General features: G+C 46.2%; 18 protein-coding genes. 9 read left to right on the top strand and 9 right to left on the bottom strand.

What is annotated here, in order from left to right; translation table 11 throughout:
- Positions 1-133: 133 nt before the first annotated feature.
- The 3 genes from KTR07_RS09035 to KTR07_RS09025 form a co-directional block, all read right to left on the bottom strand.
- Positions 134-421 (bottom strand): YtxH domain-containing protein, encoded by a 288-nt coding sequence (locus KTR07_RS09035; RefSeq protein ID WP_008762341.1) that lies wholly within the window; start codon positions 419-421, stop codon positions 134-136.
- Between the two features lie 44 nt (positions 422-465).
- Positions 466-711 (bottom strand): GlsB/YeaQ/YmgE family stress response membrane protein, encoded by a 246-nt coding sequence (locus KTR07_RS09030; RefSeq protein WP_008764857.1) that lies wholly within the window; start codon positions 709-711, stop codon positions 466-468.
- Between the two features lie 92 nt (positions 712-803).
- The gene (locus KTR07_RS09025; protein ID WP_055221038.1) at positions 804-1937 is read right to left on the bottom strand and encodes a glycerate kinase; all 1134 of its coding nucleotides are present in this window, start codon (positions 1935-1937) and stop codon (positions 804-806) included.
- Between the two features lie 97 nt (positions 1938-2034).
- Here KTR07_RS09025 and KTR07_RS09020 point away from each other — a divergent pair, with 97 nt between their 5' ends.
- Complete coding sequence (locus KTR07_RS09020) at positions 2035-3243, top strand: MFS transporter (protein ID WP_217315355.1); 1209 nt, start codon at positions 2035-2037, stop codon at positions 3241-3243.
- 82 nt (positions 3244-3325) lie between these two features.
- Here KTR07_RS09020 and KTR07_RS09015 read toward each other — a convergent pair whose 3' ends face one another.
- Positions 3326-4807 carry a RagB/SusD family nutrient uptake outer membrane protein gene (locus KTR07_RS09015; protein WP_062694840.1) on the bottom strand — a complete coding sequence of 494 codons (1482 nt, stop codon included), beginning with the start codon at positions 4805-4807 and terminating at the stop codon, positions 3326-3328.
- A 13-nt stretch (positions 4808-4820) separates the two neighbouring features.
- On the bottom strand, positions 4821-7949 hold the full coding sequence (locus KTR07_RS09010) for a TonB-dependent receptor (RefSeq protein WP_062694838.1): 3129 nt from the start codon (positions 7947-7949) through the stop codon (positions 4821-4823).
- A 164-nt stretch (positions 7950-8113) separates the two neighbouring features.
- Between KTR07_RS09010 and KTR07_RS09005 the strand changes: the two genes are divergently transcribed.
- The 6 genes from KTR07_RS09005 (at position 8114) to bioD (ending at position 15132) form a co-directional block, all read left to right on the top strand.
- A complete protein-coding gene (locus KTR07_RS09005; RefSeq protein ID WP_062694836.1) occupies positions 8114-9226 on the top strand; it encodes a DUF4421 domain-containing protein in 1113 nt (370 codons plus the stop codon).
- Positions 9227-9347: 121 nt separating this feature from the next.
- Positions 9348-11762: an adenosylmethionine--8-amino-7-oxononanoate transaminase gene (gene bioA, locus KTR07_RS09000; RefSeq protein ID WP_008764851.1), complete on the top strand. Its 2415-nt coding sequence runs from the start codon at positions 9348-9350 to the stop codon at positions 11760-11762.
- A 119-nt stretch (positions 11763-11881) separates the two neighbouring features.
- Positions 11882-13036 carry an 8-amino-7-oxononanoate synthase gene (locus KTR07_RS08995; RefSeq protein ID WP_008764850.1) on the top strand — a complete coding sequence of 385 codons (1155 nt, stop codon included), beginning with the start codon at positions 11882-11884 and terminating at the stop codon, positions 13034-13036.
- Positions 13033-13692, top strand: coding sequence for a DUF452 family protein (locus KTR07_RS08990; protein ID WP_008764849.1), 660 nt, complete (start codon positions 13033-13035; stop codon positions 13690-13692). The genes KTR07_RS08995 and KTR07_RS08990 overlap by 4 nt, the downstream gene beginning before the upstream one ends.
- A 10-nt stretch (positions 13693-13702) precedes the next feature.
- Positions 13703-14488, top strand: a complete 786-nt coding sequence (bioC, locus tag KTR07_RS08985) for a malonyl-ACP O-methyltransferase BioC (protein WP_008764848.1) — start codon at positions 13703-13705, stop codon at positions 14486-14488.
- Positions 14485-15132, top strand: a complete 648-nt coding sequence (gene bioD / locus KTR07_RS08980) for a dethiobiotin synthase (protein ID WP_217315353.1) — start codon at positions 14485-14487, stop codon at positions 15130-15132. Before bioC ends, bioD begins: the two co-directional genes overlap by 4 nt.
- Positions 15133-15156: 24 nt before the next feature.
- Here the strand turns inward: bioD and KTR07_RS08975 are convergent, their stop codons facing one another.
- The 4 genes from KTR07_RS08975 to KTR07_RS08960 all read right to left on the bottom strand — a co-directional run bounded on the left by KTR07_RS08975 (position 15157) and on the right by KTR07_RS08960 (position 21292).
- A complete protein-coding gene (locus KTR07_RS08975) occupies positions 15157-17514 on the bottom strand; it encodes a PAS domain-containing protein (RefSeq protein WP_062695918.1) in 2358 nt (785 codons plus the stop codon).
- A 90-nt stretch (positions 17515-17604) separates the two neighbouring features.
- On the bottom strand, positions 17605-18129 hold the full coding sequence (locus KTR07_RS08970) for a biotin/lipoyl-containing protein (protein ID WP_008762328.1): 525 nt from the start codon (positions 18127-18129) through the stop codon (positions 17605-17607).
- Between the two features lie 51 nt (positions 18130-18180).
- Positions 18181-19692 carry an acetyl-CoA carboxylase biotin carboxylase subunit gene (gene accC / locus KTR07_RS08965; RefSeq protein ID WP_062694834.1) on the bottom strand — a complete coding sequence of 504 codons (1512 nt, stop codon included), beginning with the start codon at positions 19690-19692 and terminating at the stop codon, positions 18181-18183.
- Positions 19693-19747: 55 nt separating this feature from the next.
- On the bottom strand, positions 19748-21292 hold the full coding sequence (locus KTR07_RS08960; protein WP_217315351.1) for an acyl-CoA carboxylase subunit beta: 1545 nt from the start codon (positions 21290-21292) through the stop codon (positions 19748-19750).
- 245 nt (positions 21293-21537) lie between these two features.
- Here KTR07_RS08960 and KTR07_RS08955 point away from each other — a divergent pair, with 245 nt between their 5' ends.
- Entirely contained in the window at positions 21538-22125 is a 588-nt protein-coding gene (locus KTR07_RS08955) for a DUF3575 domain-containing protein (protein ID WP_062694832.1), read from the top strand.
- 24 nt (positions 22126-22149) lie between these two features.
- Positions 22150-23604 (top strand): DUF3868 domain-containing protein, encoded by a 1455-nt coding sequence (locus KTR07_RS08950; RefSeq protein WP_055299495.1) that lies wholly within the window; start codon positions 22150-22152, stop codon positions 23602-23604.
- Positions 23605-23693 lie beyond the last annotated feature (89 nt).

Genomic DNA, 23693 nt, shown 5'->3' with positions numbered 1-23693 from the left:
TATTCTATGCAAAAGCAGATATGAAGGATAGTGACAGTATCCGGTTAAGGTAGATTTTCAAGAAGGAAGCTATAAGTACAAAAGAAAAGTGATAACCAGTTATTTTAAACCTGATTACCACTTTCAAGGATGATTATTTCTCCCATTTTTCTTTTGCTTTTCCAACTGCTTTATCAGCCTCTTCAGCTACTTTATCTGCGACCTTAGCTCCTGTTTCAACAGCTTTTAAGCCAAGATTCATTGCTTTTCTTTCAGCTTCGGCTGCTGCTATTTCAGCATCACGACCGATACGGTGAATAGCGTTATAAATATCACTCTCCAACTGTCTGGCTTTTGCTGTACGTGAAAGACGATAAGCTACTGCACCAAGGATTGAACCAATTCCAAGTCCAATCCAGAAATTTCCATGTCTACATTCCATAATTAAGTTCTGTTTTTAGATTAAAAATAAATTATATAAAATCTTTATTTAGATTTCGAGAATAAAGAAGCAATCCATAATACCAGAATAGCTCCTACGGTAGAAGTTATCAAACTTCCAATCAATCCCGAAGCCGCAAGTCCGAAAAGGGCAAATACCCAACCGCCCAGCACTCCTCCGAGAATACCAAGTAACAAATTTATAATAAGGCCAAAACCTCCGCCACGCATTATCTTACCTGCAAGAAAGCCGGCTATAATACCAATAATAATATACCAAATAAAGCCCATTTTATCCTCCTTTTTTATTTAACAACATCAGGTACCACGAATAGTTCAGTAAGTCAAAAATGAATTAACGACAATTTACACTACAAACGCCATTATAAATTCACTAAAGAGATAATTTGGGCAACAGTCCGGCAAATGTTTTTCTTAGCAACTTCCGGCTTCATGGCTGTTTCCAAAGACATGGGCGAAGGAATGATAGAAAAGACACCTTGAAAACCTGCCTGATTCAGAATTTCCGTATCCTCTATACTGCCTGCCACAACAATGACCGGTATCCCTTGTCGTTTCGCCTCTTCTAATATTCCGGAGGGTACTTTTCCCATTAAAGATTGACGGTCTGTTCTCCCCTCACCGGTTATGATCAGATCAGCACCTTTTATTTTCTCACTAAATTTCAATGTTTGGAGCAGTAAATCAATGCCGGGCTTTAGTTCAGCATTCAGAAAAGCAAGAAAGGCACCTCCCAAGCCTCCGGCAGCTCCTGCTCCGGGAACGTGAGTAATTTCTCTTCCGGTAGTTGAATGGATCAACCGGGAAAAAGACTGCATACCCACATCTAATTTCTCTATCATTGTATCATCCGCCCCCTTCTGTCGGGCAAAAACATGCGCAGCACCTTCCGGGCCACAAAAGGGATTGCGCACATCACAGGCTATCGTGAAACGAGTATCTTTAAGTGCAGGATGAACGGAAGAAAAATCAATAGCGGCAATTCGATGCAGAATTTCGCCTCCTTTTCCCAAGACTGCTCCATCCTTATCGAGAAATCGGGCTCCTAATGCTTGTAACAGACCTACTCCGGCATCATTCGTAGCACTTCCTCCGATACCTATGACAAATTCCCGATATCCCTGTTCAATAGCGTGCAATATCAATTCACCGGTTCCATAAGTAGTGGTCAGCATCGGATTTCGTTCCGTTTCTGATAATAGCGGCAGACCATTCACGGTGGCCATCTCAATAAAAGCAATGCATTTGTCGCCCGAAACTCCATAAGTGGTTTCTATCGGACGCATCAAAGGATCATTCGCTATGATCTTCTGATAAGTGCCTCGTGTTGCTTCTACCAAGACAGTCAATATTCCCTCACCTCCGTCGGCTATCGGAAAACGAATGACTTCACAATCCGGACAAACCAGCTTTATGCCTTCTTCCGCCGCCTTTTCCGCCTCTGATGAGGAAAGACACCCTTTGAAAGAATCCATCGCTAATACTACTTTCTTCATTACTTATAGATTTAATTGTGACAAATATATTGAGAAACGGGAAGTTTACGTACCTTTGCAGTCATTTTTTCAGGAACATTTCAAAAGAATAGGTATTATGGTACAGAATCAGGAACAACCCGTAGGAAGAATTACATTTTCTATCCTCATCGCACTAAGCCTTTCGCATTGTCTCAATGATCTTTTGCAGTCCGTTATATCGGCAGCCTATCCATTATTCAAAGACGATTTGGGACTCAACTTTGGACAGATCGGCCTTATCACACTGGTTTATCAACTCTCGGCTTCGGTATTCCAGCCAATCACCGGAATCATCTTCGATAAACATCCCGTTGCCTGGTCACTACCTATCGGAATAAGCTTTACAATGATAGGAATGATCAATCTGGCATTCTCCAACAATCTTTACTGGATGCTGGTCTCTGTTTTTCTGATCGGAATCGGTTCTTCCGTCTTGCATCCGGAGGCATCACGTATCACTTTTCTTGCCTCGGGTGGAAAACGGGGACTGGCACAATCGTTATTTCAGGTAGGAGGCAATTTAGGAGGTTCACTAGGTCCTTTATTGGTGGCTTTGCTGGTGGCTCCTTATGGCAGAGAGCATCTAGCCGTTTTTACACTTTTTGCTTTGGCTGCTATCGGAGTCATGTCTCCGATCTGCAAATGGTACAAATCTTATCTCAACCGAATGAAAGAGCAAAAGGCTACAGTGAAAAAGGCTGTACATTTGCCTTTACCGATGGATAAGACTGCTTTATCTATCGGAATCCTACTGATATTAATCTTCTCAAAGTATATCTATATGGCAAGCCTTACCAGTTATTATACATTCTATTTGATTCATAAATTCAATGTAACTGTACAGGAATCTCAATTATACTTATTTATTTTTCTGGTAGCTACTGCTATCGGAACATTACTCGGTGGTCCTATCGGTGACCGTGTAGGACGTAAATATGTGATTTGGGCTTCTATTTTAGGGGCTGCACCTTTTAGTTTACTGATGCCGCATGCCACTTTAGCATGGACCATCATCTTAAGTTTTTGTGTAGGACTAATGCTTTCGTCTGCTTTTCCGGCTATCCTGCTTTATGCGCAAGAGCTACTCCCTACCAAGCTAGGATTGATTTCCGGTCTTTTCTTTGGTTTTGCCTTCGGAGTAGCAGGTATCGCTTCGGCTGTACTTGGCAATATGGCTGATAAATTTGGAATTGAGTCGGTTTATAACGTTTGCGCTTATATGCCGTTATTGGGATTAGTCACGTTCTTTTTACCCAATTTAAAGAAACAGAAGATACAGGTATAAAAAAACGACCGGTATGCATCGTCACGACGTATACCGGTCTACAAGTTAAGGTCAAAGTCAAAAAATTAAGAGAGCTATTTATTTATAAGTTAGGGTTTGCATTAATCTCTTTTTCAGGGATAGCATACAGATAATAAGAACTGTTTGCTGAGAACGCTTTACCATCCGGGAAATTAAGGAACCAATGTCCTAACGGATTTCTTTTCGCAAAACTGCCGCCTTCCTGCCAGCAATCCACTTCCGTTTTCTGCATATCCTCAGATAGAGCCATACGTTCTACCGCCTTCTGATTACGGAGTATATCCGTTATACCGAATCCTTCTCCCCACAGCTCGCGCCGGCGTTCCATCAGAATTTCGTCGATCACTTGCTCTTTCGTTTTCCCTGTCACATCGTAATTACCTGCGCCACGGGCAGTACGTAATGTATTCAATGGGGCAACAGCCTGATCCAGTGCTACTCCATCCCTGGCCTTAGCTTCCGCTTCTATCAGATACATTTCTGCCGAACGCATCAGTACCAGATCTGCAGTATCATCCGAACGCATATGGAATTTCTTATAACCCAGATATCCTTCACGCATCCATTGGAAAAGAGGCAGACGGATGTCATCTTTAGCAAAAGTATCCATCAAGTGCGGATCGACCATAAAGCTACTGTAAGCTCCGACATATGTTGCATCCAGATAGTAGAAATTATAACTTGCATCCGATTGCGAGAGTGTTTGAGGAGATCCCCAAATCCATTCTTTATTGGAAATATTATTAAAACCTTCGTATTCGGCAGTGGTAGTCATTAATGAATATCCTTTGCGTGCAGCTTCGGCAGCTTTGGCGGCTTCTCCCCATTGTCCTGTCAATAAGTAAGCACGTGCCAGAAGACCGTTGACAACATCCGTATTCGGTTTGAATTTCTGCCCGTCTCCCTTGCGGACGTAATTTATCAGATAATCCTGTGCAAGATTCAAATCATCAAAGATCTGCTGATAAACTTGCGCCACTGTCGATTTGCCTTTCGGCTCGGTACTGCTTGTAGTCGGTTCCGTATATATAGGCACACAAGGAGCATCTTTATCTTTCAAATATGTAAACTGATAATGCTGTACCAAATGTAGATAGCAAAAGGCACGCAAAGCCAATGCCTGTCCCTGTGCCTGCCGAAGTTCCTCGGAGTCACCTTTAATCGAAATGGCAGTGTTGCAATTATCAATTGTCTTATAGATCAGATACCAGGCAAACGAAGTTCTTCCATCGGAAGAAATCGCCACGTCATTGAACTGATAGGAAGAATTGAACCCATATTTCGGACGGGAGACAACATCGCTCGCCATCATATCATCCTGACATTGAAGTGCCCGATAACCAATATTGGCATACGTCGTTCCGTATTCAAACAGGTTATACCAAGCTCCGTTGAAGAGACGTTCTGCATTTCCAGCTACTGCTACCTGATCGGAGCTTACCGCATCCGTCGGTTCCGTATCCAGAAAGCTACTGCTACAACTCGTTGCCAGAAACAGTCCGGCAACAGCAGTAAGTATAGATTGAATTTTTATCTTTTTCATATATCGTGTAATTTTAGAAAGATAGATTGATACCTCCGGAAATAGTTCGCATAGCCGGATAACGGTAATAAGTGATACCCGTGATTCCCTGTTCAGGGTCAAGTCCCTGATTCCGGTGAATAGTAAACAGGTTATCTCCCTGCACAAACACCTGGACACTGCTCAATGCCAGTTTGCTGATCCACTGTTTCGGCAGATCGTAAGATAGCGTCAGGTTTTTCAGTCTCATATATGAATTGTTCTGCAAGAAACGGGTGGAAGCTGAGTTCCAGTTATTGGAAGTAGTGCTCAAAGCCGGCACGTCTGTATAACGGTTTTCCGGTGTCCATCTCTTCAATATTTCCGTAGACCAGTCACGGCCTTCCAAACTTCCGTTGTGCAAAATCATGGTAATATCACGATTGTAGATATATCCTCCGATACTATAAGCAAAGATGGCGGACAGATCGAACCCTTTCCATGAAAGCGATGTATTAAAACCGCCATAAACTTTCGGGAGGGAAGATTTATTGACGTAATAATAACTTGCCGAAGCATAATCGCTTGTTGTGACACGTTTTCCGGTCAAATTATCATTGGCATCTTTCTCATCCATATACCACAGTGGATTACCGTTGTCAGGGTCTACTCCCGCCCATTCTTTCATATAGAAGTCATAGACTGACCGCCCTACCTGCAATTTATTCACGCCACTTTGCGGCATATCCTTCAGCGGAAGTTCCGTTACCTTATTCTTATAATGTGTCAGGTTCATTCCGAGTTTCCATACCCATCCATTCTGATTGATAATGGTTCCGTTCAGCACCATCTCAATACCTGTATTCTTCAGTGCACCTACATTCTCATCAATAGACCCATATCCTAAGGAAGGAGCGATCGGACGGGAATAAAGTAAGTCTTTGGAACGACGCGTAAAGAAGTCGAACGAACCGGAAAAACGGTTGTTAAACAGTGAGAAATCAACGCCGACGTTAAAGTTTAGGTTCGTCTCCCATTTCAGGTTCGGAGTAGCCATACGGTCGGAAACCAAGGCATTCTCTCCGAGATTGGAAACAATGGCATAAAGTCCCTTGCTTGCATAATAAGTACCCAGATTATCATTTCCCTGTGCACCGTAGCTCATCTTTAATGTCAGAGCAGAAAGCCAGTTGGCAGTGGAAGCCATAAAACTTTCACGGTCGATACGCCATGAAGTTCCCAAAGACCAGAAGTTACCCCAGCGAGTCTCCGGTGCAAAACGGGAAGAACCGTCACGACGAAAGGAAGCGGAGAAAAAGTATTTATTCTGATAGTCATAAAGCGCCTGGGTTAGATATCCCACCAAAGCATAATCGATACGATAACCGGAACCGCCTGTCAACTGTGAGCCGACTACCAGTTCGGGCATATCAGGCTGTGCCATCTTCGTACGTGAAGCAGTCAGTTCATCATAGCGGTACGAATAGGCTTCCATTCCGGCAAGCACATTAAAGTGATGATCACCGATGGTTTTATCATACGACGCGATATTGTTCCATGTCCATGAAAAAGTACGTGAGTTCAAGCGGCTGGAACCACCTCCGTTTTCCAGAGCCGGACCGATTTTCGGGTTCGTATAATCCAGCGTATTATAGTTGATCAGGTCGAAGTTGAAACTTGTCTTGAATTTCAGCCCTTCGATGATCGTAGCTTCGAGATAAGTACGACCGGAAAATTCATCTTTCATCCGTTCCGATTTATCCAAAGGCAAGGTAGCCGGCAAGTTCCAGTTAGCCATAGAACCGGAAGGACGGTATGAACCGAAATCGTAGATACGATCCCCATTGTCATCCAGCTTGTAGCTGCCGTCCGTATTCATTTCATAAATAGGATAAAATCCGGGCATAGTACGTCCTGCAGTAATCACGTTGCTTGTTTTGGAATCCGAAGAAACCGGATAATTCTGCATGGAATGGGCGAAACTCAGGTTGATGCTTCCTTTCAGCCAGGAAGTCATTTCACTGGTCACGTTCGAACGAAGGTTGAAACGTTGGTAGCCGGATTCGAGTGCAATACCTTTATCGTTCAAGTAGCCGGCAGAAAAGAAGTATTGATTAGCCCTTCCACCACCGGAAACACTCAGATTCAGTTCGGTACGAAGCGCTTGCTGCTCCATCGCGTCACTCCAGTCGGAGTTCCATAACGGACGAGCACCTGCTGCCAGCTTTCCGTCTGTCCCCACAGGTTGCGGATATTGTGTACCGTAAGGATTCGGACCGCCTCCCATCAATTTTGTAACCAAGTCTTTGGAAGCCTGAGCAGCTGCGGTGGCAGGGGTATAATCGGAGCTCTTGGCATACTGGTTGCGAAGCGCTTCCCAGTAAAGTTCGAAATACTGATTGGTATTGACGCGGTCATAATCACGTACCGCACGACTGGAACCACCCAGTGTAGCTTTCACCTTGACAGTAGCTTTCGAGTCCTGCTGTCCCTGCTTTGTGGTAATGATAATCACACCGTTCGCACCACGCGAACCGTACAGAGCTGCAGATGCAGCATCTTTCAGCACAGTCATGGAAGCGATGTCATCAGGATTGATCGAGTTGACGCTGCCATCAAAAGGTACGCCATCTACCACATACAACGGGGCACTGGAAGCATTTATCGAACCGATACCACGAATACGGATTTCGGCATCCGTACCGGGCTGACCGCTGGAAGCACTGGCTTGCACACCGGATACCGTACCTTCAAGTACACGGGAGACGCTGGAAGTCTGTAACTTCTCAATCTCTCCCGCCTTCATTGTCGAGGCAGCTCCGGTAAAACTATATTTTTTGGCGGTAGCATAAGCTACAACCATCACTTCTTCCAGTTCTTTGCTCTCCGATTCCATGGTGACATTGATCACATTCCGGTTGTTCACCGCTTGTTCCACTGTCCGCAATCCTACAAAGCGGAAAACGATAGTCCCATTGGCAGGGGCTTCAATTGAATAGTTTCCATCGATATCGGTAATGGTGCCGGAGGAGGCCCCTTTCACTTGTACGGAAACACCGGGTAAAGGCTCTCCTTCAGAAGTCACAGTACCCGTTACGCGTTTCTCTTGTTGTGCTTCTGCATACACTACATTGCCGGCAGAAAGCAATAGAAACGCCACTAATAAACGTAAATAGATTCTCATAATTTTGTGGCTTAGGATTTATTTGCTTGTTCTAACTAACAGAATACATATCTCATTTGTTTAGGAAACGAAACATTTTTTTAGACGATTATTAGTATAAATCAACGAAAGGTAGTACATTCGTGAAACGAACAGCATCAATCATAGCAACGAAAAATCACAGGATGAAGCAAATTGTTCTATCTCTTTTTCTGTTTCTGTCACTCTCCTTACAGGCCCAAACTGAAAGGAGAGATACCCTTATGAGCGATAGTCTGCAAACTGATTCTGTGATACCGGCCAAACCAAGCGCTTTCAAGAGAGCGATCAGGAAGTTCATGAATTTCAGTGACTTCGACACCCTTTATATCAGTCACAACCGGTATAATTACGCATTGATGACCACCCATTTCAGCAACTTTGAATATTATTCCGTTACCAGCAATCTGCCCCAACCGCAGAAGCTGAGTTTCTCTCCCAATCCGCATAACAAGATAGGATTATACTTCGGCTGGCGATGGATCTTCCTGGGATGGTCTGTAGACGTGGACGACATTTACCGGAAGACCAACCGAAGGAACAAGGGAACCGAGTTCGATTTAAGTCTATACAGTTCCAAGCTGGGAGTGGACATCTTCTATCGTCGCACAGGTAACAACTATAAGATTCATAAGATCAACGGTTTCCCGGAAGATGTCCCCGCCAATTACTCCGAAAAGTTCAATGGGATAAAAGTAGATATCAAGGGACTGAACCTATACTATATCTTCAACAACCGCAAATTCTCCTACCCTGCCGCTTTCAGCCAGTCAACCAATCAGCGCAGGAATGCAGGTTCGTTTATCGCAGGCTTTTCTATTTCAAAACATAATCTTGAATTCGACTATGCGGAACTTCCGGATTTCATACTGGAAGCGATGAATCCTGCCATGAAAGTCAACAACATCAAATACACCAATGCCAATATCAGTTTCGGTTATGCCTATAACTGGGTATTTGCCCGCAACTGTCTGGCATGCCTGTCTCTCACTCCCGCCATAGCCTACAAAGCCTCCGATGTAGATGCAGAAACCCATGAAGGGAAGACATGGTACGGCAATTTTAACCTGGATTTTCTGATCCGTGCGGGAGTTGTCTACAATAACGGAAAATATTTCGTCGGCACTTCATTTGTCGGAAAGAACTATAATTACCACCGGAATAATTTTTCACTGGACAACGGGTTCGGAACACTTCAGATATACGTCGGATTCAATTTCAATTTACGCAAGGAATATAGAAGAAAGAATACAAGATAAAGGGTGTGTATAAACGATACAAGGTAAGAGTATATATTTGCAGTATATTATTGTATCGCTTGCTTATCCAAAGAATCTTTGTACATTTGCCCCGTTCTTAACTTCAAAAAACAAGAACCTGATGAAGAAACAGCGCCACATACAGACCACCCGTTCCCTTCTTTCCCGCTTCCGCTACTGGGGCAGGAAGAACTATGCCGCTTTTGCGAGTATGGGACGTGAATTTCAGATCGGTCATCTGCATACCAATGTGGTAGATGTGGCTCTTCGCAAGCAGAATGCAAAAGTTACTATCCCATATCATACATTTATGACACTTCAAGAAATCAAAGACCAAGTACTGGCAGGCTTCGACATATCGTCCGCCCAAGCCACTTGGCTGGCCAACATGGCCGACAGCGAGGCGCTTTATGCCGCCGCGCATGAGATTACCGTCACTTGTGCTTCGCACGAGTTCGATATGTGTTCCATCATCAACGCCAAGTCCGGCCGGTGTCCGGAGAACTGCAAATGGTGTGCACAATCCTCTCACTACAAGACTCAAGCCGAGATTTACGATCTCCTGCCCGCTGAAGAATGTCTCCGACAGGCAAAATACAACGAAAGTCAAGACGTCAACCGTTTCTCCCTTGTCACCAGCGGACGAAAACCTTCTCCCAAACAGATCAGTCAACTTTGCGATGCAGCCCGCCTTATGCGGAAACATTCGTCCATCCAACTTTGTGCATCCCTTGGATTACTCAATGAAGAAGAACTCCGCGCCCTGCACACAGCCGGAATCACCCGCTATCACTGCAACCTCGAAACAGCTCCTTCCTATTTCCCCACACTCTGCTCCACACATACACAAGAGCAGAAGCTGGCCACTCTCGACGCCGCCCGCCGGGTAGGAATGGATATCTGCTGCGGTGGCATCATCGGCATGGGAGAAACAATGGAACAACGTATTGAATTTGCTTTCACTTTGGCGGAATTGAATGTACAGTCCATCCCCATCAACCTGCTAAGTCCGATCCCCGGAACTCCACTGGAAAATGAAAAGGCTTTGAGCGAAGAAGAAATCCTGCGAACCATCGCCCTGTTCCGCTTCATCAATCCTACCGCTTTCCTGCGTTTCGCCGGAGGACGTTCGCAGCTCACTCCAGAAGCCATGCGCAAAGCCTTGTTTGTCGGCATCAATTCCGCCATCGTGGGCGATTTGCTGACCACACTCGGTTCCAAGGTTTCCGACGACAAGAAGATGATTCTGGAAGAAGGTTACCACTTCGCCGACTCTCAATTTGACCGCGAGCATTTGTGGCATCCTTATACTTCTACTACCGATCCATTGCCTGTCTACAAAGTAAAGCGGGCGGACGGAGCAACGATCACACTCGAAGACGGGCGGACACTCATCGAGGGAATGTCGTCCTGGTGGTGTGCTGTGCACGGATACAATCATCCGGTATTGAATCAGGCGGCAAAAGACCAGTTAGACAAGATGTCCCATGTCATGTTCGGAGGACTGACTCATGATCCGGCCATCGAGTTAGGCAAACTGCTGTTGCCCTTGGTTCCCCCATCCATGCAAAAGATATTTTATGCGGATTCCGGTTCGGTGGCGGTAGAAGTTGCCTTGAAGATGGCCGTGCAATATTGGTATGCAGCCGGAAAGCCCGACAAAAACAATTTCGTAACCATCCGTTCCGGTTATCACGGTGACACTTGGAATGCCATGTCCGTATGCGATCCCGTTACCGGGATGCACAGTCTTTTCGGTTCATCGCTTCCTGTCCGATATTTCGTTCCGGCCCCCTCTTCGCGATTTGACGGAGAATGGAATCCGGACGACATCATCCCCCTGCGGGAAACGATAGAGAAACACTCTAAAGAACTGGCGGCGCTCATCCTCGAACCCATTGTTCAGGGAGCAGGCGGTATGTGGTTTTATCACCCGCAGTATCTGCGTGAAGCGGAAAAACTCTGCAAAGAACACGATATCCTCCTGATCTTTGACGAAATAGCCACAGGATTCGGACGCACCGGCAAACTCTTTGCCTGGGAACACGCCGGAGTGGAACCGGACATCATGTGCATCGGAAAGGCGCTGACCGGAGGATACATGACACTGTCTGCCGTATTGGCAAGCAATCAGATAGCAGATACCATCTCCAATCATGCCCCAAAGGCTTTTATGCACGGTCCTACCTTTATGGGGAATCCGCTCGCGTGTGCGGTGGCGTGTGCTTCTGTCCGGTTACTGCTCGACTCCGGCTGGGCAGAGAATGTGAAACGAATCGAAGCTCAGTTAAAAGAAGAACTGGCTCCCGCCCGCAAGTTTCCGCAAGTAGCGGATGTACGGATATTAGGAGCCATAGGAGTCATCCAGACAGAACGTTCGGTGAGCATGGCATATATGCAACGCCGCTTCGTAGAAGAAGGTATCTGGGTACGTCCGTTCGGAAAACTGGTCTACCTGATGCCCCCGTTCATCATCTCTCCGGAGCAATTAAGCAAACTGACTTCCGGAGTACTTAAAATAGTCAGAGAGATGTAACTCAACGATCTTCTCAAAAGGTTAGGCACGGATTACACGGATAACACGGTTGCTTTGCGCAATCACAATGCCTAATCCGTGTCATCCGTGCCTAAATTTATTGTATAAATGAATAGATTATGATTTTAGACTCTATCAATCAAGAACTTCTGACTTTAAAAGAGAAGAAGAATTACCGTTCCCTCCCACAGTTGATTCATGATGGAAGAGACGTGACAGTAGACGGACGACGGATGCTGAACTTATCATCCAATGATTATCTGGGGTTAGCCAATGAAGTCTCTTTAAGAGAAGCGTTCTTAAAGACCATCACTCCGGAAACCTTTCTGCCCACTTCCTCTTCCTCCCGCCTGCTGACAGGCAACTTCACTGCCTATCAGGAACTGGAACAGCAACTGGCCACTATGTTCGGAGCAGAAAGTGCCCTTCTGTTCAATAGCGGATACCACGCCAACACCGGGATACTTCCTGCCGTCAGTGATACCCGTACATTGATCCTTGCGGACAAACTCGTACATGCCAGCCTGATAGACGGAATCAGATTATCATCTGCCAAATGTATCCGGTACCGGCACAATGACTTAGCCCAGCTCCGGCGTCTTCTTGAAGAAAACCACGGTATGTATGAGAAGATGATCATCGTTACCGAGAGTATCTTCAGCATGGACGGAGACGAAGCTGACCTGCAAGCGCTGGTACGATTGAAACACGATTACTCCAATCTTCTTCTCTATGTAGACGAAGCCCACGCTTTCGGAGCACGGGGCGAGAAAGGCTTAGGATGTGCCGAAGAACAAAACTGCATCAACGACATCGACTTTCTGGTAGGAACATTCGGGAAGGCGGCAGCATCCGCCGGCGCATATATCGTCTGCCGGCAGACCATCCGGGAATATCTGATCAATAAGATGCGTACCTTTATCTTCACGACAGCCCTTCCTCCTGTCAATATCCAGTGGACCGCATGGGTACTGAAACACTTCGTCGATTTCCGGAGCAAAAGGGAGCATCTGCTGCAAATCAGCCGGAAACTGAAAGAAGCACTAACCGAGAAGGGATACAACTGTCCTTCCGTCAGCCACATCGTGCCGATGGTGGTCGGAGCAAGCGAAGATACCATCAGGAAGGCAGAAGAATTGCAACGCAAGGGATTCTATGCCCTGCCGGTACGCCCGCCTACAGTACCCGAAGGGACTTCCCGTATCCGCTTCTCATTGACAGCGGACATCACAGAAAAAGAAATCGATACACTTATAGAAATCATTAACGGATGAAACAGACTTTTATTATCAGGAACAATGAAAAGCACCTTCTACTATTCTTCGCAGGATGGGGAATGGACGAAACGCCTTTCCGACATATCCATCCGGCGGAATGTGACTGGATGATTTGTTACGATTATCGTTCGTTGGAATTCGATACGACTTTGATACAGGCATATTCCAAGATTACGCTGATCGCATGGTCGATGGGAGTCTGGGCGGCTTCGCAGGTAATGAAGCAATATCCCTCCCTGCCTGTTTCCCAAAGTACCGCCATCAACGGAACACTTTATCCGATACACGAAACGGAAGGAATCACGCCATCCGTTTTTGAAGGCACCCTGCAAGGACTGAACGAACAAACCCTACTGAAATTTCAGCGAAGAATGTGTGGTTCCGCTGCTGATTACAAGGTTTTTCAGACAATGGCTCCCAAACGTCCGGTTGAAGAACTGAAAGAAGAGCTTGCCGCCATCCGGCAGCAATACCTGTCATCCCTCCCTTCGGAGTTTGTCTGGCAGACAGCCATCATCGGAGATAACGACCGGATTTTCCTTCCGGACCATCAAGAGCAGGCATGGAGAAATAAGGCAGACTCCCTCCTGCACGTCGAAGCTGCCCATTATCAGCAGGAGCTTTTTAATGAGGTAATCATGAACATTAAATAATCATTGATCAATGAATAAGACAATTATTGCAGAACGTTTCTCAAAAGCCATCTCCACCTATCCCCGTGAGGCAAATGTACAACGGCAGATAGCAGATAAAATGATCCGCCTGCTTCAGAAGCATATTCCCTCTCCCTGCCCGAAAGTGATCGAGTTCGGATGCGGGACGGGCATTTACTCCCGAATGTTGCTCCGCACCCTTCGTCCGGAAGAGTTGCTTCTGAATGACTTATGTCCGGAGATGAGGTATTGCTGCGAAGATTTATTAAGAGAGAAACAAGTCTCTTTTCTTTCCGGAGATGCGGAGACGATTCCTTTTCCGGATAAAAGTACGTTGATTACTTCCTGTTCCGCTTTGCAATGGTTCGAGTCGCCGGAGGAGTTCTTCAAAAGGTGTAATACATTGCTCCACAGTCAGGGATACTTTGCTTTCAGTACTTTTGGGAAAAAGAATATGAAGGAGATACGTGAGCTTACCGGAAAGGGACTGCCCTATCGTTCAAAGGAAGAGCTTGAAGCAGCTCTGTCTTTTCACTTTGATATACTGTACTCAGAAGAAGAGCTGATCCCCCTTTCTTTCGAAGATCCGATGAAAGTGCTGTATCATCTGAAGCAGACGGGGGTGAATGGTTTGTCAGCGCAATCATCCCTCTATCCGAAACACGAGAAACAGACTTGGACCCGTCGTGATTTGCAGCATTTTTGCGAACGTTACACACAAGAATTTACACAGGGCACTTCAGTGTCCCTGACATATCACCCTATTTATATCATAGCAAAAAAGAAAAAAGTATGAAACAGAATGTATATTTTGTAAGCGGTATCGATACCGATGCCGGCAAAAGTTATGCGACCGGCTACCTGGCACGCGAATGGAATAAAAACGGCAAAAGAACCATTACGCAGAAGTTTATCCAGACAGGAAATGTGGGGCATTCCGAAGATATAGACCTGCATCGGCGCATTATGGAAATCCCTTTCACCTGGGAAGATCAGGAAGGACTGACCATGCCGGAGATCTTTTCTTATCCCGCCTCCCCCCATCTGGCTTCCCGACTGGATCATCGTCCCATCGATTTCGACAAGATCAAGCATGCCACCGAAGTATTAAGCGAACGGTATGACTGTGTTCTGCTTGAAGGCGCGGGCGGTCTGATGGTTCCTCTGACTACGGAGCTCCTGACAATTGACTATATCGCACAGGAGAAATATCCGCTTATCTTCGTGACTTCCGGAAAGCTGGGCAGCATCAATCATACTCTCCTGAGTCTTGAAGCCATACAGAAACGGGGCATTGTTCTGGCTACAGTATTCTATAATCTTTATCCGACAGTAGAGGATAAAACGATTCAGGATGATACGATGGAGTTTATACGGACTTGGCTCGAAAAGTACTTTCCGGAAACAAAGTTCTTATTAGTTCCCGAGATAGGAAAGTGAGTATAATATAATCACTTGTAGTTGCTACCCCGAACACTTCCCCAACGCCTCTTCCAATGCTGCTTTTGAAACCGGCTTCGTGACAAAGTCATTACAGCCGGCTTCCAAAGCCTGCTCCTTGTCCGCTTCGAAAGCATAGGCAGTCAAGGCTATGACAGGAATCTCCTTCGAATAGGAACGAATAATGCGGGTAGCCTCCAGTCCACCCATACGAGGCATCTTGATGTCCATCAGAATCAAATCCGGCTGGAACTGTTTATACATTTCCACCGCCTCAAAGCCATCTTTCGCCCATAGCAGGGTGTAATCTTTGCCGATCATATTCTTGATCAGTACAAAGTTGCTGTCCACATCTTCAGCTACCAGAATTTTCTTGATCTTCTGCACCCTCTTGATGGTGTGGCTGATGTATTTCGTTTCCGAAACCTCGGAAAATGCAATACGGTCATCCGAGTGTTCTTTATAAGGTATCGTAAAGAAGAAAGTCGATCCTTTGCCTACTTCCGAAGTGGCTCCGATCTCCCCTCCTATCTTCTCTATGATCATCCGGCAGATGGCAAGTCCGAGACCTGTCCCCTGCGCAAACGAGTTCAACTTGACAAAACGGTCGAAAATATGTCCCACCTTGTCGGGAGCTATTCCGATGCCTGTATCCTTCACATAAAAACGGATACATTGATTATCGACTTTAAAGCCAAAGCGGATTTCACCGGAAAGCGTGAATTTACCAGCATTGGTGAGGAAGTTGGTGATAACCTGCGCAATGCGGTTCCGGTCTTCTTCAATAATCAGGTCATCGTCTTCATTGTCCAAAATAAGGGTCACTCCTTCCTGCACACGATCCTTATGAATCTGATAGATATTCCGGCATACTTCACCCAGATTCATCGGCTGTCTGACGTATTCCAATGTACCGGCTTCTATCTTCGACAAGTCCAAGATGTCATTAATCAGCTGCAACAGGATCTCTGAGTTCTGATTGATAATGCTCGAATAGAGTTTTTCTTCTTCAAGGGTTTCGGCAGAAGGCAACAGATTGGAGAAACCGACAATCGCATTCAGCGGTGTCCGGATTTCATGGCTCATATTGGCAAGGAAGGCGGTTTTTAATCTGTCGGATTGCTCTGCCTTGATGCGTGCCTTAATCAGTTCCTGTTCGATATTCTGAAAGTTAGTGATATCCCAGGAGATGCCGATCAGAAGCGGTTCGCGCCCTTCCATCGGGACAAGCGCTTTCAGTGTCTGCACAATACGGGTCTCACCGGTGGCCGCCACGTAAGTCTCCTGCATATCAATCCGTTCATGCGTCCGGATCAATTCCAGATCATCCCTGCGAAACCTTTCGGCATCCGCACGCTCCGGAAAGATCTCAAAGTCCGTGCGGCCGATTGCCCGGGAGGCGGGAATCTTGGAATGTTCGGCAAATGCCTTGTTCCAATACAGATATCTGAAATCGTCTTCGGGATCTTTCACATACAGATAGACGGGGACATTATTCAGAATGCCGTCCAGCAGGAGGTTCAATTCACGAAGTTCATCCCGCTTCTTGATCACATCGGTAATGTCCTGCGTAAAAAACCAGATAAGCTCCGTATCATCTTCCTGTGTAAGGTAGGTAGAGACTTGGTGTACTCTGTTTTTCTCCTCGCCTTTGCGCACATACGCTGCACGGTATGAAAAGCTTCCGCCATTATCTCGTATATCTTTCAGTTTGGCTTCCCATAACTCCGGTGTGCGCATAGAGACGGGCAGGTCGTATATTTTCTGGGTACCCATCTGTTGGGTGACACCGTACTCTTCCATAAATTGCTTGTTGGCATATACCAGCGTTCCGTCACTGGAAACGGCAAGAATGCTGTCACTGACTTTGTCGAGTACGCTTTTGAATATCTCCAGCTGTTGCTGGGTGGCCACTCTTTCCGTGATGTCACGACACATGATCAGAACGTATTCTTCATCCAACGGAAAAATCCGGTTCTCGTAGTAATGGTGGGAGCCGTTGAAATCCATGTCGTGATGCGCCGCCGAGACAGTCCGCGTGGCGATCACTTTCTGCATATTGGCGTGGATGTTCTGATAGGCTTCGGGAGGCACCATCTGGCACATGTGCATTCCTTCAAAATCTTTGTTGGATATCCCGACATGATTGGTTTCTTCATTGGATACGACTTCAATCCCCACTTCGTTGTGGTTGAACACCGTCAGCATGTCCGGTAAGGAATTTAAGATTTTAACGGCATACCTTTCCTGAAAGCTGGTGGAGCTTTCTTCAGGTTGTTTATTCTGTTCCAGAGATCGAAGTTGTCGCTTCAGTTGCTCATTTTCTTTTCTAAGCAACTCCAATTCCTCTTTCAGTGCTTCTTTTGTTTGTTCGTTGTTCATAAGACATCCGGATATAAATACGTACTTATCTGCCAAAAGTAAAGAAAACTTTTGAGATAAGTACGTAAAACACCTTTATTTTTTCAAGAATCATTCAATCACCATAATCCGGTCGTTCAAACCGACCTTCATACCGTCTTCGACAAAGACTTCTTTCACTACTCCGTCGGTAACAGAACGAATCTCGTTTTCCATTTTCATGGCCACCAATACGCAAAGCGGGTCTCCACGCTTGACTTCGTCTCCCTTCTTCACGTATATTTTCAGGATCACCCCCGGCATCGGCGCCTGTACTACCTGACGCCCTACGGCTTCCGTACCAGCACGGGCATTGTGTATCTTTTCCATCTCTCCCTGTAGCTCTATCTGATAAAGCTCACCCTTATTCATGATGGTATAAGAATTATTGGAAGAAGGGGAAATCTGCACTCCATGCGAGTGATGATCGATGATGATCGAATGAATGGAGTCGCCTCCCATATTGTAATCGACCTCATATATTTTACCGTTGACCGCTATCTTCTTGATCGGTCCGTCTTCCAGAATCTCTACCTTATATTCACTGTCCGGCATATCCAGAAGCTTGGCATAATAAGTCGCTAACGATGTACCCATATCTTTCTAATTTTAATAAATAACCAACTCAATTTTCAACTCTCAACTTATTCAATAATTATTGGCAGTCATCTGCAACTTGCCATAATACTTCCAGAGAGATTCGCCCACTACAGGGAGCGTGGTGGCACGGGATGCAGCTTCTTTTTCCCTCTCGTAATGCCTGACGGCGGCAGCGATCACGGCAACAGTCGGGTCGGTATTCTGCCGACGCTTCAAGTCTTCCTTGTCAAAACGGGTGTCGATGAAAGTCGTATCATATTTTCCTTCGAGGAAAGCGGCATTCTTCAACACACGCTGATGGAAAGGAATCGTCGTCTTGATGCCCAGAATCTTATACTCACGCAAGGCACGTGCCATGTTGGAGATGGCGGATTCGCGGGTACGCCCCCAGCAGCAGAGCTTGGCAATCATCGGGTCATAGTGCAGGGAAACTTCGAATCCGGCATAGGCGGCACTGTCCAGACGGAGATTACGGCCTTCGGGAGCCTCACGAACGGCTATCACTCCGGGAGATGGCATAAAGTTATTCTCCGGATCTTCGGCATAGATACGGCATTCGATGGCAGCTCCGCTGAATTTTATATCTTCCTGCTTATACGGCAACGGATTGCCCGCAGCCACCGTGATCATGTCACGCACCAGATCGACGCCGGTACATTCCTCCGTCACCGGATGTTCTACCTGCAAACGGGTATTCATTTCAAGGAAATAGAAGTTCTGGTCTTTATCCATCATGAACTCCAGCGTGCCGGCACTGTAATAACCGATCCGCTTGCAAGCCTCTACGGCTACTTTCAGCATCTTCTTACGGGTTTCGTCTTTCACAAACGGTGACGGAGACTCCTCGATCACCTTCTGATTACGTCGCTGAATGGAACATTCACGCTCGCCCAGATGAACCACATTGCCATATTTATCTCCCATAATCTGCACCTCGATATGGTGCGGATTCTCGATATATTTCTCTATATAGACCGCATCATTTCCGAAAGAAGTACCCGCCTCGGACTGAGACAGACGAAGAGCCGTCTCCGCTTCTTCTTCGGAACGGACCAGACGCATCCCCTTACCGCCTCCTCCGGCAAGCGCTTTCAACATAATAGGATAACCTACTTCCTTAGCAACCTTCTTCACTTCTTCGATCCCCTGCACGGGAGTTTCCGTTCCGGGAACGATGGGCAGCCCCGCTTCACGCATGATTTTGCGTGCCTCAGTCTTGATCCCCATCTTAGCAATAATATCGGCACCGGGCCCGATAAAGATCACTCCTTCTTCTTCGCAGCGACGGGCAAAGTCGGCATTCTCCGACAAGAACCCATATCCCGGATGAATGGCGGCTCCGGTCTTTTTGGCAATGGCCAGTATCAACTCCGGCTTCAAATAAGAAGTATCCTCCGGCGAACTGGAGATGCAATAAGCCTCCTCCGCATAGCGAACATGCAAAGCTCCCCTGTCTACATGCGTGTAAACAGCCACCGTCGAAATATTCATCACCCGGCAAGTACGGAAGATGCGCATGGCTATCTCTCCACGATTAGCAACTAATATTTTCTTTATCATAATCTGTTTCTTTTAATTGATCACTCTCCATTTTCAACTTTCAACTTTCCATTTATTAAAGTGGAATGTTCGAGTGTTTCTTAGGCGGATTGGACTGACGTTTGTTGGCCAGCATTTCGAAACTGCGTATCAGGCGCAGACGGGTAACGGCCGGATCGATCACTTCATCCACATAGCCCAATTCCGCTGCGCGGTAAGGATTGGCAAACTTTTCACGATAATCGCTCTGAAGTTCCTTTCGCCTTTCTCCGGGAGTCTGTGACTTTTCGATCTCTTTCTTGAACAGGATATTTACTGCCCCGTCCGGTCCCATCACAGCGATTTCGGCAGTGGGGAAAGCCAGATTGACATCGCCACGGATATGCTTGGAACTCATCACATCATAAGCGCCTCCATAAGCCTTACGGGTGATAACGGTCACTTTCGGCACAGTAGCTTCGCAGTAAGCATAAAGCAGCTTCGCGCCGTTACGGATGATTCCGCCATATTCCTGATCTACTCCCGGAAGGAATCCCGGAACATCGACCAGAGTCAGCAAAGGTATATTGAAAGCATCGCAGAAGCGAACGAAACGGGCAGCCTTTATAGAGGCATTGATGTCCAGTGTTCCTGCCAGCACCAGCGGCTGATTGGCTACCACCCCTATCGTCTTTCCGTTCAGACGGATATATCCGGTAACGATGTTCGCGGCAAATTCTGCCTGAAGTTCAAAGAAGTTATTATCGTCGGCCACCGCTTCTATCATCTCCTTTATATTATAGGGCTGATTCGGATTGGTAGGCACCAAGTCGGACAGTTCGGGTGTCAGGCGGGTCGGCGAGTCGTTGGTGACAACGAAAGGAGGCTCTTCCATATTGTTGCCCGGCAGATAAGAAATAAGTTCGCGGATATAATTGATACATTCAATATCATTTTCGGCCGATAGATGCGCCACGCCGGACTTTGTCATGTGGATGCCCACTCCACCCAGATCTTCCTTGCTTACTTCTTCCTGTGTCACACTCTTGACTACGTCCGGTCCGGTGATAAACATATAGCCGGAGTTCTTGACCATCAGAATAAAATCGGTCAGTGCAGGAGAATAAACGGCACCACCGGCACACGGACCCATGATAGCACTGATCTGCGGAATGACTCCCGAAGCCATGGAATTGCGAAGGAAAATCTCCGCATATCCTGCCAAAGAACGGACACCTTCCTGAATGCGCGCACCACCGGAATCATTGAGTCCGATAATAGGCGCTCCCATCTGCATCGCCATGTCCATCACTTTGCAAATCTTCTTGGCGTGTGTCTCCGAAAGAGCCCCTCCGAATACGGTGAAGTCCTGTGCAAAAACATAGACCAGCCGTTTGCCAATCATTCCGTAACCAGTCACTACCCCGTCACCGGAGAATTTCTGTTTTTCCATACCAAAGTCAGTACACCGGTGGGTCACCAGTTTATCAAGTTCGATAAACGACCCTTTTTCCAGAAGTAAGTCAATGCGTTCACGGGCGGTCAGCTTGCCCACAGAGTGCTGTTTCTCAATACGGGCATCCCCGCCACCTTTTTCTGCTTTCCTGTTCAGTTCTTCCAGATTCTTGATAAGCTCTTTCATAGGCTGTTTGTATTAATGTTATGTGTAAAAATAGTCAGTAATAAATTAATTAGTTGTCATATTGATTACACAAAGGTATTTTTATATAGTAAACGTATCATTTGCCGAATTTGTTAGCATTTATGCCCTTAAACATCTTTATGACGGATACGGGCAAGGAATCTTTTCTACGGGTTTACACAACAAAGTCACACAATCATGTGTTTATCGCATATCATTTTAATAAAACCTAGACCCTAACAAAAATGAGAACAATTAAACTTTTATTAGCAGCCGGTTTCCTGCTCGTATTGGGTACAAGTGCGTATGCGCAAGTACAACGGAATGAAACTTATTTACCCAAATTCGCCATCAAGACCAATGCCCTCTACTGGGCTACGAGCACTCCCAACCTGGGATTCGAAGTCGGACTGGCAAAGAAAATCACCCTCGATGTATCCGGCAACTACAATCCGTGGAAGTTTGGCAACGACTGCCAGATCAAGCACTGGCTCGTACAACCGGAATTGCGCTACTGGCTCTGCGAACGTTTCAACGGAAGTTTCTTCGGCCTGCACGGACACTACGGAGAAATGAATGTCAGCAACCTGAATATATTCGGAATGGGGCACGACCGCTATGACGGCAGTCTGTACGGAGCCGGCATCTCTTACGGATACCAGTGGATTATCAGCAAACGCTGGAGCATGGAAGCAACCGTCGGAGTCGGTTACGCCCGTCTGAAATATGATAAATATGCCCGCGGTGACGGAGGTGAAAAACTCGGGCACAACACTCGCAACTATTTCGGTCCGACCAAAATCGGCCTCAGCTTCATTTATGTCATCAAATAATCGAACTTTCTAAAACTTACAATGATGAAAAGAAAACTTATCTATCTATTTATAGCTCTTGCAGCCACCATACTTCCGGCTCATGCACAGAAATTTCTGAATGATGCGCTCACGCTTTCGAATGTATCCTTATGGCAACAAGGAAACTCGCTTTATGTCGGCATGACGGTCGACATGGCAAACCTAACCATCGGCTCGGCACGTAGTCTCAGCCTGATCCCCCTGCTGACGGACGGACAACATAATATCCCGCTACAGGAGATTATCGTCAACGGCAAAAGACGCGAGAAAGCCTATCTACGTGGACTGGCGATCAGCAAACAGGAACCCACGGCTATCATCGTACCTTATAATAAAAGAGAAACGTTTAATTATACGCAGGTCATTCCTTATCAGCCATGGATGGCAAACGCATCCCTGCAACTGGTAGAGAACCTATGCGGATGCGGCAACTATCAGGAAATGAACGCGCAGGAACTGATAACGAACGACGTATCTACCGAAGCCAAACGACTGAGTGCCATGTCTCCTATCGTAGCCTACATCCAGCCTACGGTGGAAGTGGTGAAAAACCGCAGTGAGCAATACGAAGCTCATCTGGACTTCCCCGTCAACAAGTCTGTCATCCTTACCGACTTCATGAACAATCACTCCGAACTGGTGAATATTCATTCTATGTTTGATAAAATTCAGAATGACAAGAATCTGACCGTACAAAGCATCAGCATCGAAGGATTCGCTTCTCCCGAAGGGCCGCTGGCTTTCAACGAGCAACTCTCTAAAAAACGTGCGGAAGCTCTAAAAGATTATCTGGTCAAGAACGAAAAGGCATCTGCCAAACTGTATAAAGTGACTTTCGGCGGAGAGAACTGGGACGGACTGGTGAAAGCTCTCGAATCCTCTTCGATGAAGGATAAGGAAACCTTCCTGAATATCATCAAAAATACAACGAATGACGTGAAACGTAAACAGGAAATCATGAAAGTCGGCGGCGGCGCTCCTTATCGCACTATGCTGAAAGAGATTTATCCGGGACTGCGTAAAGTGAACTGCAAGATCGACTACACAGTGGTCAACTTCGATGTGGAACAAGGACGTATCATCATCCGTGAGAATCCGAAATATCTGAGTCTGAACGAGATGTATCAGGTAGCCAATAGTTATCCGAAAGGCAGCAAGGACTTTGTAGATGTATTTGATATTGCCGTACGTATGTATCCAACGGATGCTGTAGCCAATCTGAATGCAGCGGCTGTCGCCCTGTCACAGAAGGATATCAATACCGCACTGAAATATATGGAAAAAGCGGATCATACCACTGCCGAATTTCTGAATAATACAGGCGTGTATAACTTCTTAAACGGAGATATTCAACGTGCTACAGCAGCCTTTGAACAAGCTGCCAAATTAGGAAATGAAGCTGCTCAGGCAAACTTGAAACAGTTGCAACAGATCATGAATATGAAAATGAGCAAGTAATAGCAGAAGGGACGGAAGTCACTTAAAACGATTTTTCAGGCACGGATTACACGGATTTCACGGTTTGGGGTTACCTAACTCTTAAAACC

The organism is Bacteroides sp. MSK.20.82 (assembly GCF_019052485.1).
Taxonomy (GTDB): domain Bacteria; phylum Bacteroidota; class Bacteroidia; order Bacteroidales; family Bacteroidaceae; genus Bacteroides; species Bacteroides thetaiotaomicron.
The sequence above is the reverse complement of the archived record's forward strand: the minus strand, read 5'-3'. Positions and strand labels throughout refer to the sequence as shown.

What these genes read in the sequence shown, in the direction of transcription:
- KTR07_RS08960 (WP_217315351.1), bottom strand. Translation starts at nt 21,292, where the DNA reads ATGAAAGAGCTTATCAAGAATCTGGAAGAACTGAACAGGAAAGCAGAA.
- bioA (WP_008764851.1), top strand. Translation starts at nt 9,348, where the DNA reads ATGAAGAAACAGCGCCACATACAGACCACCCGTTCCCTTCTTTCCCGC.
- bioC (WP_008764848.1), top strand. Translation starts at nt 13,703, where the DNA reads ATGAATAAGACAATTATTGCAGAACGTTTCTCAAAAGCCATCTCCACC.
- KTR07_RS09020 (WP_217315355.1), top strand. Translation starts at nt 2,035, where the DNA reads ATGGTACAGAATCAGGAACAACCCGTAGGAAGAATTACATTTTCTATC.
- bioD (WP_217315353.1), top strand. Translation starts at nt 14,485, where the DNA reads ATGAAACAGAATGTATATTTTGTAAGCGGTATCGATACCGATGCCGGC.
- KTR07_RS08970 (WP_008762328.1), bottom strand. Translation starts at nt 18,129, where the DNA reads ATGGGTACATCGTTAGCGACTTATTATGCCAAGCTTCTGGATATGCCG.
- accC (WP_062694834.1), bottom strand. Translation starts at nt 19,692, where the DNA reads ATGATAAAGAAAATATTAGTTGCTAATCGTGGAGAGATAGCCATGCGC.
- KTR07_RS08955 (WP_062694832.1), top strand. Translation starts at nt 21,538, where the DNA reads ATGAGAACAATTAAACTTTTATTAGCAGCCGGTTTCCTGCTCGTATTG.
- KTR07_RS08995 (WP_008764850.1), top strand. Translation starts at nt 11,882, where the DNA reads ATGATTTTAGACTCTATCAATCAAGAACTTCTGACTTTAAAAGAGAAG.
- KTR07_RS09035 (WP_008762341.1), bottom strand. Translation starts at nt 421, where the DNA reads ATGGAATGTAGACATGGAAATTTCTGGATTGGACTTGGAATTGGTTCA.
- KTR07_RS08950 (WP_055299495.1), top strand. Translation starts at nt 22,150, where the DNA reads ATGAAAAGAAAACTTATCTATCTATTTATAGCTCTTGCAGCCACCATA.
- KTR07_RS09005 (WP_062694836.1), top strand. Translation starts at nt 8,114, where the DNA reads ATGAAGCAAATTGTTCTATCTCTTTTTCTGTTTCTGTCACTCTCCTTA.
- KTR07_RS09015 (WP_062694840.1), bottom strand. Translation starts at nt 4,807, where the DNA reads ATGAAAAAGATAAAAATTCAATCTATACTTACTGCTGTTGCCGGACTG.
- KTR07_RS09025 (WP_055221038.1), bottom strand. Translation starts at nt 1,937, where the DNA reads ATGAAGAAAGTAGTATTAGCGATGGATTCTTTCAAAGGGTGTCTTTCC.
- KTR07_RS09010 (WP_062694838.1), bottom strand. Translation starts at nt 7,949, where the DNA reads ATGAGAATCTATTTACGTTTATTAGTGGCGTTTCTATTGCTTTCTGCC.
- KTR07_RS09030 (WP_008764857.1), bottom strand. Translation starts at nt 711, where the DNA reads ATGGGCTTTATTTGGTATATTATTATTGGTATTATAGCCGGCTTTCTT.
- KTR07_RS08990 (WP_008764849.1), top strand. Translation starts at nt 13,033, where the DNA reads ATGAAACAGACTTTTATTATCAGGAACAATGAAAAGCACCTTCTACTA.
- KTR07_RS08975 (WP_062695918.1), bottom strand. Translation starts at nt 17,514, where the DNA reads ATGAACAACGAACAAACAAAAGAAGCACTGAAAGAGGAATTGGAGTTG.